The organism is Gilliamella sp. B3127, assembly GCF_026536935.1.
Taxonomy (GTDB): Bacteria; Pseudomonadota; Gammaproteobacteria; order Enterobacterales; family Orbaceae; genus Gilliamella; species Gilliamella apicola_E.
In genome coordinates this window covers 90952-105814 of the sequence record NZ_JAFNNI010000001.1, presented here as the reverse complement: position 1 = coordinate 105814, position 14863 = coordinate 90952, and the positions used below count along the sequence as shown (strand labels likewise).

The 14863-nt window shown below is 35.0% G+C and carries 11 protein-coding genes and 4 tRNA genes; 10 read left to right on the top strand and 5 right to left on the bottom strand.

The features are described 5' to 3' along the window. A complete protein-coding gene (locus J3U00_RS00465) occupies nt 1-1239 on the bottom strand; it encodes a PqiA/YebS family transporter subunit (protein ID WP_267331187.1) in 1239 nt (412 codons plus the stop codon). 420 nt (nt 1240-1659) lie between these two features. On the opposite strand from J3U00_RS00465, the gene recA reads away from it, so the two are divergent. The 8 genes from recA to J3U00_RS00425 all read left to right on the top strand — a co-directional run bounded on the left by recA (nt 1660) and on the right by J3U00_RS00425 (nt 6877). After that, nucleotides 1660-2706, top strand: a complete 1047-nt coding sequence (gene recA, locus J3U00_RS00460) for a recombinase RecA (RefSeq protein WP_267331186.1) — start codon at nt 1660-1662, stop codon at nt 2704-2706. Next, entirely contained in the window at nt 2706-3206 is a 501-nt protein-coding gene (locus tag J3U00_RS00455; protein WP_267331185.1) for a regulatory protein RecX, read from the top strand. The genes recA and J3U00_RS00455 overlap by 1 nt, the downstream gene beginning before the upstream one ends. 196 nt (nt 3207-3402) lie before the next feature. Next, nucleotides 3403-6036 carry an alanine--tRNA ligase gene (alaS, locus tag J3U00_RS00450; protein ID WP_267331184.1) on the top strand — a complete coding sequence of 878 codons (2634 nt, stop codon included), beginning with the start codon at nt 3403-3405 and terminating at the stop codon, nt 6034-6036. Nucleotides 6037-6175: 139 nt separating this feature from the next. Beyond that, entirely contained in the window at nt 6176-6376 is a 201-nt protein-coding gene (csrA, locus tag J3U00_RS00445) for a carbon storage regulator CsrA (protein ID WP_065562297.1), read from the top strand. Nucleotides 6377-6499: 123 nt separating this feature from the next. After that, a tRNA-Ser gene (locus tag J3U00_RS00440) sits at nt 6500-6592 on the top strand. An 18-nt stretch (nt 6593-6610) separates the two neighbouring features. Next, a tRNA-Arg gene (locus tag J3U00_RS00435) sits at nt 6611-6687 on the top strand. Between the two features lie 17 nt (nt 6688-6704). After that, nucleotides 6705-6781: transfer RNA gene (locus tag J3U00_RS00430), tRNA-Arg, on the top strand. Nucleotides 6782-6800: 19 nt separating this feature from the next. Beyond that, nucleotides 6801-6877 (top strand) — tRNA-Arg (locus J3U00_RS00425). Between the two features lie 501 nt (nt 6878-7378). Here the strand turns inward: J3U00_RS00425 and J3U00_RS00420 are convergent. Beyond that, the gene (locus tag J3U00_RS00420; RefSeq protein WP_267331183.1) at nt 7379-7651 is read right to left on the bottom strand and encodes a DUF4190 domain-containing protein; all 273 of its coding nucleotides are present in this window, start codon (nt 7649-7651) and stop codon (nt 7379-7381) included. 600 nt (nt 7652-8251) lie between these two features. Between J3U00_RS00420 and serS the strand changes: the two genes are divergently transcribed. Further along, on the top strand, nt 8252-9544 hold the full coding sequence (gene serS, locus J3U00_RS00415) for a serine--tRNA ligase (protein WP_065734216.1): 1293 nt from the start codon (nt 8252-8254) through the stop codon (nt 9542-9544). A gap of 74 nt (nt 9545-9618) precedes the next feature. After that, nucleotides 9619-10515, top strand: a complete 897-nt coding sequence (gene rarD, locus J3U00_RS00410; protein WP_267331182.1) for an EamA family transporter RarD — start codon at nt 9619-9621, stop codon at nt 10513-10515. Nucleotides 10516-10568: 53 nt separating this feature from the next. Here rarD and pflA read toward each other — a convergent pair whose 3' ends face one another. From pflA to focA, 3 genes are all read right to left on the bottom strand, one after another. Next, entirely contained in the window at nt 10569-11327 is a 759-nt protein-coding gene (pflA, locus tag J3U00_RS00405) for a pyruvate formate lyase 1-activating protein (RefSeq protein WP_267331181.1), read from the bottom strand. 262 nt (nt 11328-11589) lie between these two features. Beyond that, entirely contained in the window at nt 11590-13872 is a 2283-nt protein-coding gene (gene pflB / locus J3U00_RS00400) for a formate C-acetyltransferase (RefSeq protein ID WP_220225109.1), read from the bottom strand. A gap of 64 nt (nt 13873-13936) precedes the next feature. Further along, nucleotides 13937-14785 carry a formate transporter FocA gene (gene focA / locus J3U00_RS00395; protein ID WP_267331180.1) on the bottom strand — a complete coding sequence of 283 codons (849 nt, stop codon included), beginning with the start codon at nt 14783-14785 and terminating at the stop codon, nt 13937-13939. Between the last annotated feature and the right edge of the window lie 78 nt (nt 14786-14863).

The window sequence follows — 14863 nt, the reverse complement described above, 5'->3', positions numbered from 1 at the left end:
CTATTTTCGATTTCGATCCCAAAGTAAGCGTGGATCAAATTTTTGGGATGCAATCATAGTAATGATGACGACGGTTGCGAAAAAAGTAACACCAATATCAGGATAAACTCCCATCATTTGTTGGTTTCTAACTAAAGAACAAACTACAGAAACAACAAAGATATCTATCATTGACCATTTACCAATAAATTCTACCGCATTATATAATTTCTTCATTTTTAAGCAATTATGTTTATTTTTATCTTTCACGGCTAAAGCAAAATAACATAACCAGCTGAGTGAAATAATCTTTAAAATTGGAATAACCACACTTGCGGAAAAGATAACTAATGCCACTGGTACATCCCCTGACTGCCACATATAGATAACACCATCCATAATAGTTGAGGTCGACGCTGAGCCAAATACAACTGTGATCATAATTCCGAATAAATTAGCGGGAATATAAATTATTAATGAAGTTACCAATAATGCAATTGTCCATTGTATTTTATCTCGCCCTCTTACTTGGCTTTTTTGTTTACATCTTGGGCATTTAGCATACTCAACAGGGACGATTGCATGGCAACATTGACACAATTTTATATTTTGAGAAATTCCCGTCTCACCTACTTCTAATGCTTTTATTGAAAAATTACTTCGATGAATTTCATTCCAAATTTTACCCGGAGTGAAGATAACTAATGCTTTAATATAAAAGAATACAAATAAACAAAATGCCCAAAACGTGCTAGTGACACCAATATTGCCATAACTCATTAATTTAACGAAACTAACTAATATGCCAGTTAAAAATATTTCAGGCATACACCAATGTTGGAATTTTTCATAAACAATAAGTAAATCTCTTTTCCGATATTTGGTTAAATTAATATTTGAACAAAGTAAGGCAATAATAGATAAATTGAGTAATGGAAAGACTAATACGAAAAAAATAAATAACGCTGAAATATAACTATATTTATCAATAAAAAGTATTCTTGGAATGTCCAGCACACTTACACCATTGACATTACCAACTAAATTGATATCAATAAAAACAAAACCACAAGCAACAATGAGCATAATTAGAGAGCAAATTGCATATATTGCCGCTCTAAACTTCATATTGACATTGTTTTTAAATAATATTGTATTACATCGTGGACAAACAGCTTTGTGGCCAACTGCAACATCAGCTAATTCGATGACCATATCACAATGAGAACACAATACATAGTCTTGACTATCAGTGGTCATTATTTTCCTTTATTTATATTTTAAGCTATAAAGATGTTTTTGATTAGCATAACATTTAGGTATAAAAATCTTCAAGGATTATAATATGTTGAGGCAATTAATTTAATACATCAATAACGACTAAAATTTATTTCTATCATCATACCAAATGGTCTTTTTTTATGAAAGTATTACCTAATTAAATTACCTTAATTTGATTATTCTCATTTTTTGAAAGCTCTATTTTTTTAGTCGCCTTTTTAAATAATTCAATATCTTTTCCAGCACTAGATCATAAACAAATTCTGCAAAAAATTAATAAATTTTGTGACCAATTTCACAGAGTTAACTAATTTATGAATGTTTATAAAAAAAACTTGATACTGTATAACAATACAGTATAATGTACCCCAATATCCTTACTTATTGGAATTTTATTATATGAATGAAAACAAACAACGTGCACTTTCTGCAGCATTAAACCAAATCGAGAAACAATTTGGTAAAGGTTCAATAATGCGTTTAGGTGATACTCAGACACTAGACGTAGATGCGGTTTCAACAGGTTCTTTAGGGTTAGATATTGCATTAGGTATCGGCGGCTTGCCAATGGGAAGAATTGTTGAAATTTTTGGGCCGGAGTCATCAGGGAAAACAACATTAACATTATCTGTTATTGCTCAAGCACAAAAAGAAGGTAAAACCTGTGCATTTATCGATGCTGAACATGCTTTAGATCCTATCTATGCAGCTAAGTTAGGTGTTCAAGTCGATGATTTATTAGTTTCTCAACCTGATACAGGAGAGCAAGCTCTTGAAATTTGTGATGCATTAGTTCGTTCTGGTGCAGTTGATGTGATTATTGTGGACTCGGTTGCAGCATTAACACCAAAAGCAGAAATTGAAGGTGAAATGGGCGATTCTCACATGGGGTTACAAGCACGCTTAATGTCTCAAGCATTACGTAAATTAACCGCTAATATCAAAAATGCAAATTGTCTTGTCGTTTTCATTAACCAAATTCGTATGAAAATTGGTGTAATGTTTGGAAATCCAGAAACCACTACCGGTGGTAATGCCTTAAAATTCTATGCATCTGTTCGTTTAGATATTCGTCGTACTGGTGCGGTAAAAGAAGGCGAAGATGTTATTGGTAGTGATACGCGTGTAAAAGTAGTTAAAAATAAAGTAGCTGCGCCGTTTAGACAAGCTGAATTCCAAATCCTTTATGGATGTGGTATCTCTAAAGAAGGTGAATTGATTGATTTAGGTGTTAAACATAAATTAGTCGATAAGGCTGGAGCTTGGTATAGCTACAACGGTGAGAAAGTAGGTCAAGGTAAAGCAAATTCAATTAAGTTTTTACAAGAACATCCTGAAATTGCCAAAGAACTTGAAACTAAATTACGCGATTTATTGTTAAACAGCCCTGCTGTTTTCTCTGCTGATGATGAAGACGTTTCGGCAGATGATGAAAGCTTTGAGTAATGGAAAAAAAACTCAATAAATTAATCTTAAATAAAGCTGTGCAATTACTTGCACAGCGTGATCACTCATCATGCGAACTTAGCCGAAAATTAACATTATTTTTTAGCAAAAAAATTACTTGCTCAAAAGATGATTATCCAGAACAACTAAATAAGTTAAAAACAGAAATAGAACATGTAATTGCACACTGTACTAATCAACATTGGATGGATGATAAGCAGTATATTGAAAAGTATATCTTTATGCGTGCTCATAAAGGTTATGGAAAATATAAAATAAGCTTGGAATTAAAACAGCGAGGTTTGTCATCAGATCTTAGTAGAGAGTTATTACTTTTAGCTGATATTGATTGGTCAAAAATTGCACATGATCAATTATTAAAAAAGTTCAAACTTATCGAACCCCAGAATAATCAACAAAAACAAAAAGTAATACAATTTTTAAAAGCCCGAGGATTTACACAACTTGATATAAAAACTGCGTATAGTTTGTTGACTTAAATTATTATAGTCCCTACAATATTACTTAGATAATATCCATTACGTAAAAAGCTCTCAAGATCTTTTAATTTTATTCCCTATTACTTATTAATAGTAACTAGATCAATCGTTGTACTAAGAATATTTACTTTTCAACTTAAGTTGTAACGGGTATATTACTATGTCTAAAAATTTATCGTTTAATATGGAAGCATAAATGAAAAGCACTGCAGAAATTCGTCAAAGTTTTCTTGACTTTTTCCATAGCAAAGGACACGAAATCGTTGCAAGTAGTTCCCTTGTTCCACACAATGACCCAACACTTTTATTTACAAATGCGGGAATGAATCAGTTTAAAGATGTTTTTCTTGGTATTGATAAACGACCTTATACCAGAGCAACAACATCTCAACGTTGTGTACGAGCAGGCGGAAAACATAATGACCTTGACAACGTAGGTTATACTGCTAGGCATCATACTTTTTTTGAAATGCTTGGGAATTTCAGTTTTGGCGATTATTTTAAACGTGATGCGATTCATTTTGCTTGGGAGCTACTAACCAGTGAAAAATGGTTTAATCTTCCAAAAGACAGATTGACGGTTACTGTTTATGCAACTGATGATGAAGCATTTGCTATTTGGGAAAATGAAATCGGTATTCCTAAAGAGCGTATCATCCGCATAGGCGATAATAAAGGTGCACCATATGCATCCGATAACTTTTGGCAAATGGGTGATACAGGACCTTGTGGGCCTTGTACAGAAATTTTTTATGATCATGGTGATCATATATGGGGTGGACCACCTGGAAGTGCAGAAGAAGATGGTGACAGATTTATTGAAATTTGGAATCTCGTCTTTATGCAATTTAACCGCCTTGCTGACGGTACTATGGAACCTTTGCCTAAACCATCAGTTGATACTGGTATGGGGCTTGAACGAATAGCGGCTGTGTTACAACATGTCAATTCAAATTATGATATTGATCTGTTTAAAACATTAATAAAAGCTGCAGCTGAAATCATTCAAGTTAAAAATTTAGAAAGTAAATCATTAAGAGTAATTGCAGATCATATACGTTCTTGCGCCTTTTTAGTTTCTGATGGAGTCCTACCTTCAAATGAAGGGCGTGGTTATGTATTACGTCGAATTATTCGCCGAGCAGTACGTCATGGACATATGTTAGGTGCTAAAGATATTTTCTTCTATAAGCTAGTTAAACCATTAATTGACGTAATGGGAAGTGCTGCTAATGAACTAGCTGATAATCAAAAGATAGTTGAAAATACACTTAAAACTGAAGAAGAGCAGTTCTTAAAAACATTAGAACGGGGTTTATTCTTACTAGACCAAGAGTTAGGTAAGATTACTAACAATGTATTACCTGGCGATATTGCTTTTAAACTCTATGATACTTATGGTTTTCCATTAGATTTAACCGCTGACGTTTGTCGCGAGAAGAATATCACTATTGATGAAAATGGCTTTAATCAATGCATGGAAGAACAACGTAAACGAGCTCGTGAATCTAGTTCATTCAGCTTTGATTATAGCAATATGATTAAGCTTGATGATAAGACAGAGTTTTTAGGTTATCAATCTAGCGAAGCTTCAGGAAAAGTGATTGCAATCTTCCAAAATGGAAACAAAGTTGAAACAATAAATGCCGGTGATCAAGCTGTTGTCATATTAGATAAAACACCATTTTATGGGGAATCTGGTGGTCAAGTTGGGGATAAAGGTGTATTAACCGCTGCCGATTTAGTATTTAACGTTTCAGACAGCCAGAAATATGGTAAAAGCATTGGTCATATAGGTAAGGTCACCAAAGGATCTTTGAAAGTTGGTGATATAGTAACAGCTGCAATCGATGTAGAGATACGTGAACGCATTCGTCGTAATCATTCTGCAACACATTTATTACAAGCAGCGTTACAACATATTTTAGGAAGTCATGTACATCAAAAGGGATCATTAGTTAACGATAGCTATCTTCGGTTTGATTTTTCACATAATCAACCGATTACATCGGAACAAATTGAAGAAATTGAAAATTTAGTTAATCAACAAATTCGACGTAATTTACCAGTAGACATAGAACTCATGCCTATTGATCAGGCTAAAAATAAAGGTGCTATGGCGCTATTTGGTGAAAAATACGAAGATATTGTAAGAGTATTAACTATGGGAGATTTCTCCATTGAGCTTTGCGGTGGAACACATGTTGATAGAACTGGAGATATAGGACTATTTAAAATTATTTCTGAGTCAAGTATTGCATCAGGAGTACGTCGTATTGAAGCTACTTCAGGTCAAAATGCGATGGAATATATACACCATGAATCCAATTTGCTAAATCAAATTGGACAATTGGTTAAAAGTGATAAATCTGCTGTTTTATCACGAATTGAGCAACTGCTCGATCAAACCAAAACACTTGAAAAAGCAATAGAGCAGTTAAAAGCCCAACAAGCTAGCCAACAAAGTGGGCAATTGCTTAATCAATGTGTGGAAATCAATAATAAAAACTTACTAATTGCTAAGGTTGATAACGTCGAGGCAAAAATGTTACGTACCATGATTGATGATCTCAAAAATCAATTAAAAACTGGCGTAATTATTTTAGCTGCTGTCAATGATGGCAAAATCAATTTAGCTGCTGGTGTAACCAATGATTTATTAAACATTGTTAAAGCTGGCGAATTAGTTTCTCAATTAGCATTAAAAGTAGGTGGTAAAGGCGGTGGGCGGCCTGATTTCGCCCAAGCAGGTGGAATGGATCTTTCGGCGTTACCAGAAGCGTTATCTTCTGTAAAAAAGGAAATCAGTAATAAATTACAAGCAAGTTAGCCGGAAGTACTCCAGTGTTGTTAATTAGACATTAGTGTATTTCTGTAAAATTACGTCTTTCTATCTCTTCGATAGTAGGCTGACGAAGCTATATCTTAAAATTGTTTGGATATATACTTAACTGATATTAGGAGATCTAATGTTAATTTTAACTAGGAGAGTAGGTGAAACACTTATCATTGGTGACGATGTTGTTATTACCGTCTTGGGCGTGAAAGGTAATCAGGTCAGAGTCGGTATTAACGCACCTAAAGAAGTTTCTATTCATAGAGAAGAGATCTACAACCGTATTCATCAATCACAAGACAAAGTTGATGAATTAGTTCAACCCAAAGAGTAATATTGGGCACTAAATAAACAACCAGCACGTGTTCGCAAAAAAATGTTTGACTTATTTTTTGTAGAACGTAATATGTGCGCCACACATTATGATTTTGTTGTTCAAGCAGAGTCATAATGTTTTGGTGAGATGGCCGAGAGGCTGAAGGCGCTCCCCTGCTAAGGGAGTATGCGGTCAAAAGCTGCATCGAGGGTTCGAATCCCTCTCTCACCGCCATTTTAAAAATTAAAATATGCATCCGTAGCTCAGCTGGATAGAGTACCCGGCTACGAACCGGGCGGTCAGGGGTTCGAATCCCTTCGGATGCACCATTTTAAAAATCTAATACGCATCCGTAGCTCAGCTGGATAGAGTACCCGGCTACGAACCGGGCGGTCAGGGGTTCGAATCCCTTCGGATGCACCATTTTTTTACGAACTTACAAGCATCCGTAGCTCAGCTGGATAGAGCACTCGGCTTCGAACCGAGCGGTCAGGGGTTCGAATCCCTTCGGGTGCGCCATTTAAGCAACCTAAAAACCTTCTTCGATTTATAATGCCAATTAAACGTTATATTGAATATCATAAAAAGTTATACTCATTAACAATGTTATTTACTTTTTAGCTTATAAGGACTACAAACTATTTTAAAAACGTTGAATGCTATAAATCACTATACAAAGCTTTTTCTGTTTTCCCTTAAATATTACCCTACCCTCTCTTAAAAAGCTTCGTACAAGCTTAAATTTTAAATTGGCAATAATAAAATTAAAGTACATCGACTTAGAAAAAATAAAGTTATAAAAAGAACATCAAGAACAACCGAAAAATAATTACTTAAAAGCTTTGTTTATACTTTCAATGATAAAATTAAAGAATTAAATATTAAAAAGCCTATATTGAATGTTTGATATGAAATGCAATACGTTTATTGCTAAAACAATTGGGTATTTATTAGAACACAATCTTTTATTCATAATAAGCTGACAGCTTTTAATTCACCATAACATTATTCTTTATTAGATTAAGGGATAGCTGATAATATTAACCCGCCAATTACAAAAAATAATAAAAACCATAATACAAGGGTAATGACTCCACAAATTATCCCTGCCATTGCAAAACCAGAACCACTTTTGTTATTAGTTTTTATATCACTTTTAGCAACTGCACTTAATACTATAGCTACAATAGCTAATACAATGCTTATAAGGCCTATTGGGATTAGTGATATAATTCCGCAAACCATCCCTGCTATAGCTAAACCACTTATTACTTTATATTGCTGTTGATCCACTTATTTTTTGCTCCGTAAAGATTTCGAAAAGTTAAACAAATTGTGATTAAGTATAATATTATCGGTTTAGCAGATCAATCTAAGACAGATTCCACTTTACCAATGGCAAATCATAATAATTTATTCCATTAAATATCTTAATAAGATTTATATCAGCAAAAATATACATATAATCTTAAATAAATGGTTTGTACGTTGATTTACAACTATGAAATACAGAAAAATAGACTTCAACTCAAAATACAGCATTGGTATTATAAAATTTACTAAAAAATGATTGTTAATAACTTGTATTTGTTTTTCCTTTTATGAATAATAGTTAAGTTAAAATATTCAACAGTATTAGCAAATAAAATAATAGATAAAATTTATATATGTATAAAATCAGCGTATATAAAAAATGATTATTTTTTATCCTATTGAACTACTTTGATTTATGGCTATCAGTTAGATTTCTTCGGGTTTACCACTTCGGTTGAAACCCGATATAATTCTAGTATACTAAGCTCACAAATTTCATATGTGTTATTCATCATATTTTTTGTTAACTCAAACAGAAAATTAAATAGATAACATTAATAAACGATAATGGACTTTTTTATGTTGGACCCAAATTTACTTCGAAACGAATTAGATCTTGTTGCTAGCAAATTAGCACGTCGTGGTTTTAAATTAGATGTTGAAACCATTCGACAATTAGAAGAAAAGCGCAAAATATTACAAGTTGAAACTGAAAATTTACAAGCACAGCGTAATGCCCGCTCTAAAGCTATTGGGGAAGCTAAAGCACGTGGTGAAGATATTTCAGTTGTACGAGAAGAAGTAAACCAATTAGGCGAAAAGCTTAACAGCGCTAAAGCAGAGCTTGATATCCTTTTAAACCAAATTAAAGATATTGCATCCAACATTCCAAATATTCCTGATGACTCTGTACCCGATGGTAAAGATGAAAGCGATAATGTTGAAGTATCTCGTTTTGGTACTCCAAGGACTTTTGATTTTCCAATCCAAGACCATGTCGCTTTAGGTGAACGTTTTGGTGGCCTTGATTTTGCTGCTGGGGTAAAACTTACTGGTGCACGTTTTGTGGTGATGAAATCACAATTAGCCCGTTTACATCGAGCGATTACTCAATTTATGTTAGATCTGCATACTGAACAACATGGCTATGCTGAAATCTATGTTCCATATCTTGTTAATCATGCTACCTTATTTGGCACAGGTCAATTACCTAAATTTGCAGGTGATCTTTTCCATACTAAACCTCTCGATGAAGAAGCTGAAAGCAGTAACTATGCATTAATTCCAACGGCAGAAGTGCCAGTAACTAACTTAGTGCGTGATGAGATACTTGATGAAAGCCAGCTTCCGATGAAAATGACTGCTCATACACCTTGTTTCCGTTCTGAAGCAGGCTCTTATGGCAAAGATACCCGTGGCTTAATTCGTATGCATCAGTTTGATAAAGTCGAACTTGTGCAAATTGTTAAACCGGAAGAATCAATGAAAGCTTTAGAAGAGCTGACAGCACATGCGGAAAAGGTTTTACAGCTACTTGAATTGCCATACCGAAAAATCGTATTGTGTACCGGCGATATGGGCTTTGGTTCATGCAAAACTTACGATCTTGAAGTTTGGGTACCGGCTCAAAACACTTATCGAGAAATCTCGTCTTGTTCTAATATGTGGGATTTCCAAGCTCGCCGAATGCAAGCTCGATATCGTAATAAAGCTGATAACAAAACCTATTTAGTCCATACCTTAAATGGCTCAGGATTAGCTGTTGGACGCACATTAGTGGCAATCATGGAAAACTACCAACAGGCAGACGGAAGCATTAAAGTGCCTTCTGTTTTAGTACCATATATGAATGGTGTTGAAGTAATCGGTTAACCATGTACTAAAAGTTTGCTTACTTCATTTTTAGCGCTATTAATTAGCGCTATTTTTTTATTAAAGGTGGAAAAATGATTAAAGGTGTTGTCCTTTCAATACTCGCATCATGCCTTTTTGGCTTACTTTACTACTATCCGGTTTTACTACAGCCTCTTCCTGTGGTTGACATCTTTTGCTGGCGTTTATTAACCTCGTTTCCAGCCATAGTGGTGTTAGTCTTTATAGAACACCAGTGGTCCGCAATTAGGGATTTATTTAAGCGTATTAGAGAGCAACCGATGATTTTAGTCGGATTGATCTTTTCCTCCCTATTGTTAACTATTCAGATGTTAATTTTCATTTGGGCACCGCTTAATGGGCATGGCTTATCGGCTTCTTTAGGTTATTTCTTATTACCATTAACCATGGTGATTTCAGGTCAGATTTTTTACAAGGAAAAATTCAGCTTTTTGCAAAAGATTGCCGTTTGCCTTGCTGCTATCGGCGTAGCCGTTGAAATCTATACCACAGGCGCATTTTCGTGGGAAACAGCAGTGGTTGCATTGGGTTACCCCATTTACTTTATTACACGTCGTAAATTGCAAATAGAGGGGATTTGTGGCACCTTTTCTGATTTCTTTTTTATATTTATTGGCTGCGTGATTTATTTCGCCTTTAATTACCCATTTAGCCAGATTGTGCGTGATATTACGCACTTTCACATTTTTATCCCTATGCTTGGGATCATTACGGCTATCGCTTTTGCTATGTACTTTTTAGCTAGACGATTATTACCTTTGGGGTTATTTGGTTTGCTTGGATATGTTGAACCCGTTTTATTAACGCTTGTGTCAGTCCTATTTTTGCATGAATCGATCTCGACACAACATATTATCTCTTACAGCTTTATTTGGTTGTCAGTATGCGTACTTGCGCTGGAGGGAACGATTTTTGTTTTGCGGGCAATAAAGCGTAAAAGAATTAAATAAAAAAGGACAGCAATTAAAAAGGTACCCTAGCTGGTACCTTTTTTATTATCATGTTATTTACTAAATGTAACCGATTGACCATAACTTTCTATGATCTGTTGTATTCTGTCTAAGGTTTCTCGAGGTGGCGCCTCTACCCCTTCTAACTGGTATTTATCTCCAAACGTATCCCATTTGTAAGCACCCATTTTATGATAGGGTAATAACTCCACTCGCTCAATATTCTCCATACCTTGAATAAATTGCCCTAAAAGATGTGCCGAATTATCATCATCAGTCCACCCCGGTACAACTACATATCGTATCCAGGTTCGCTTATTAATTTTTTGTAGATATTTAGCAAACTCGAGCACACGCTTATTGGGTACGCCAACTAGTTTCTGATGTATTTCATCATTGATTTGTTTGAGATCTAACATGACCAAGTCTGTCACTTCCATAAGTGCTTCAACGGTGTAATCTAACTGTCTTGCATAACCATTGGTATCTAAGCATGTGTGAATACCTTCTTGATGACAAGCTTTGAACCATTCAGTAATAAACTCAGATTGTAGTGTCGCTTCACCGCCAGAAGCGGTTACGCCCCCGCCATTAGGCATAATAAAACTTTTGTAAGTAACGATCTCTTTCATCAGTTCGTCAACAGTGACTTCACGGCCAGCTTTTAAATCCCAAGTATCACGGTTGTGGCAGTACAAGCAACGCATCAAGCAACCCTGAAAAAAAACAATGAAACGTATACCCGGCCCATCTACAGTGCCAAATGACTCATAGGAGTGGATGCGACCTTTGATTGGTTGCTTTGTTGTCATAATAATATTTTGTTCCATAAAAATTCTCTAGTGCTTGCTCATATTACTTTTTTATTGTTTAAGATATTTTAACTCATATGATACTTTCTTACACCAATTGTATTAATTGGATAATCGCTTATTAAATTAATGATGAGAATAACAGTTGAAAAACTGTTCTTTTTAATAATATTGATATGGAATCAATAAATCTTAATCTTATTCTGATAAAAAAATAGCGCCTCAAGTAGGCGCCATTTTTAATTAGTATCAGTTAACTAAATTACATTGATTGTGTGAAAGTACGTGTAATAACGTCTTTTTGTTGTTCTTTAGTTAGTGAGTTGAAACGTACTGCATATCCAGAAACACGAATAGTTAATTGTGGATATTTTTCAGGGTGTTCCATCGCATCTAATAATGTTTCACGATTTAATACGTTAACATTTAAATGTTGACCACCTTCAATAGTAGCTTCGTGATGGAAGTAACCATCCATTAAACCAGCTAAGTTACGTTTACGAACATCATCATCTTTACCTAATGCATTAGGAACGATTGAGAAAGTATATGAAATACCATCTTTCGCATAAGCAAATGGTAGTTTAGCAACAGATGTTAATGAAGCAACCGCACCTTTTTGGTCACGTCCGTGCATTGGGTTAGCACCTGGTCCAAATGGCGCACCAGCACGACGACCGTCTGGAGTGTTACCTGTTTTCTTACCATATACAACGTTTGAAGTAATGGTTAATACAGATTGTGTAGGAATCGCATTACGATAAGTTTTAAGTTTTTGAATTTTCTTCATGAAACGTTCAACTAAATCAACTGCAATATCATCTACACGTGGATCGTTGTTACCGAATTGTGGATATTCACCTTCGATTTCAAAGTCCACTGCTAAACCATCTTCATCACGAATCGTTTTTACTTTTGCATATTTGATAGCTGATAATGAGTCAGCAGCAACAGATAGACCTGCAATACCACATGCCATTGTACGAATAATGTCACGATCATGTAGTGCCATTAATGATGCTTCGTAGCTGTATTTGTCATGCATATAGTGAATTGCATTTAGTGCAGTTACGTATTGTTTTGCTAACCAATCCATAAAGTGATCTAAACGAGCAAATACTTTGTCAAAATCAAGGTATTCGTCAGTGATTGGATCTTCTTTTGGTCCAACTTGCATTTTAAGTTTTTCATCCACACCGCCATTGATTGCGTATAGAAGAGTTTTAGCAAGGTTGGCACGCGCACCGAAGAATTGCATTTGTTTACCAACGATCATCGGGCTTACACAACATGCGATTGCATAGTCATCGTTATTGAAGTCAGGACGCATTAAATCATCATTTTCATATTGTAATGATGAGGTATCAATAGATACTTTAGATGCGAACTCTTTGAATCCACTTGGTAACTGTTCTGACCAAAGAATAGTCATGTTAGGCTCAGGTGATGGACCCATTGTATATAGTGTGTTTAAGAAACGGAATGAAGTTTTAGTAACTAAAGTACGTCCGTCAACACCCATACCTGCGATTGATTCAGTTGCCCAAATTGGGTCACCAGAGAATAATTCATCATATTCAGGCGTACGTAAGAAACGAACCATACGTAATTTCATAACGAAATGGTCAACAATTTCTTGAGCGTCTTTTTCAGTAATTAAACCTGCTTCAAGGTCACGTTGGAAGTAAATATCAAAGAATGTAGAAGTACGACCAAGAGACATTGCCGCACCATTTTGAGATTTAACTGCAGCTAAGTAACCGAAATATGTCCATTGCACTGCTTCTTGAGCTGTTTTAGCTGGTCCAGAGATGTCGTAGCCATATTTAGCTGCCATTTCTTTGATTTGACCAAGAGCACGATGTTGTTCAGCGATTTCTTCACGACGTTGCATAGTCATTGCTAAATCAACACCATTTTCAAAATCAGCTTGTAATGAATTGAATTGAGCAAATTTATCTTGCATTAAGAAGTCGATACCGTAAAGTGCAACACGACGGTAATCACCAATGATACGACCACGACCATAAGCATCAGGAAGACCAGTGATAACACCTGATTTACGACAACGAAGGATATCCGGAGTATAGATGTCAAACACACCTTGGTTATGTGTTTTACGATAGTCAGTAAAGATTTTTTTGACTAATGGATCAAGCGTTCTGTTGTAAGCTTTACAAGAGTTCTCGATCATTTTGATACCACCAAACGGGATAATCGCGCGTTTTAATGGTTTTTCAGTTTGTAAACCAACAATCTTCTCTAAATCTTTTTCGATATAACCTGCATCATGAGCAGTAATAGTAGAGATTACACTTGTATCAAAATCTACAGGAGCATGAGTAGCATTTTCAATTTTAATGCCTTCCATGACTTTATCCCATAATTTAGTTGTAGCATCTGTTGCGCCAGCTAAAAAAGATTCATCACCCTCATATGGTGTGTAATTTTTTTGAATGAAATCGCGAACATTGACATTACTTTGCCAATCACCCTCTTTAAATCCTTTCCAAGCTGCTGCTTGTACTTCGTTTAAATTACTCATAGTTATTAACCTCAGGTTTACAAAAATATCTATCTACTCTTACATAAGGGTAAATATTATAAAATCAATGTGGCTTACGAAGATGTAAAGCCCAATTAGGGATAGCGACTAACAAGCCTCCTAAAATATTCCCGATAGTAACAGGAATTAAATTATTTACAATAAAATGCTCAACGGTTAATGCCTTAAATGAATCAGGAGATATCCCAACAGCAGTCCAAAACTCAGGTAATGCAAAATTATTAATTACAATTCCCATAGGGATCATAAACATATTTGCAATACTATGTTCAAAACCACTTGCAACAAACATTGCTACAGGTAATACCATAATTAGCATTTTATCAAGTAGACTGCGACCAGCATAACTCATCCAAGCAGCTAAGCAAACCATTAAATTAGCTAATAAACCAAGAAATACAGCTTCGATGAAAGTATGATGTAATTTATGATCTGCGGTTTGTAATACATTCAATCCCCACAAACCATTGGCTACCATATATTGCCCAGAAAACCAAATAATTCCTACAAATAGTATAGCACCGATAAAGTTACCAATATAGACCAAAATCCAATTACGGAACATTTTTATCCAACTAATTTTATGTGTCATTTTAGGTAAAATGGTTAAAATAGTTGAAGTAAAAAGATCTGTTCCACAACATACAACAAGCATCAAACCTAACGAGAAGCAGATACCGCCAACTAATTTAGCCAAGCCAAAAGCAACGGTTGAAGTCCCTGTTGTAGCTGTAATGTAGAATACGAATGCAATAGAGATAAAAACACCTGCAAGGATAGCTGATACTATAGTACTAGTAGGGTTTTTATTTACTTTATAGTTGCCAAGTTCCTCGGCGATTTGGGTCATTTGCGCGGGGGAAAACGAGTCCACAAGCTTATCATTACTCAAGTTGACATCCTCAAAAAAACTATGCTTTTATGAGGCGCATAGTATACTACTAATTTAAGTCAGATCATCAATTTTTTA

Coding starts and splice junctions, on each gene's coding strand:
- pflB (WP_220225109.1), bottom strand. CDS start 13,872: ATGAGTAATTTAAACGAAGTACAAGCAGCAGCTTGGAAAGGATTTAAA.
- alaS (WP_267331184.1), top strand. CDS start 3,403: ATGAAAAGCACTGCAGAAATTCGTCAAAGTTTTCTTGACTTTTTCCAT.
- pflA (WP_267331181.1), bottom strand. CDS start 11,327: ATGACAACAAAGCAACCAATCAAAGGTCGCATCCACTCCTATGAGTCA.
- recA (WP_267331186.1), top strand. CDS start 1,660: ATGAATGAAAACAAACAACGTGCACTTTCTGCAGCATTAAACCAAATC.
- J3U00_RS00455 (WP_267331185.1), top strand. CDS start 2,706: ATGGAAAAAAAACTCAATAAATTAATCTTAAATAAAGCTGTGCAATTA.
- J3U00_RS00465 (WP_267331187.1), bottom strand. CDS start 1,239: ATGACCACTGATAGTCAAGACTATGTATTGTGTTCTCATTGTGATATG.
- rarD (WP_267331182.1), top strand. CDS start 9,619: ATGATTAAAGGTGTTGTCCTTTCAATACTCGCATCATGCCTTTTTGGC.
- serS (WP_065734216.1), top strand. CDS start 8,252: ATGTTGGACCCAAATTTACTTCGAAACGAATTAGATCTTGTTGCTAGC.
- csrA (WP_065562297.1), top strand. CDS start 6,176: ATGTTAATTTTAACTAGGAGAGTAGGTGAAACACTTATCATTGGTGAC.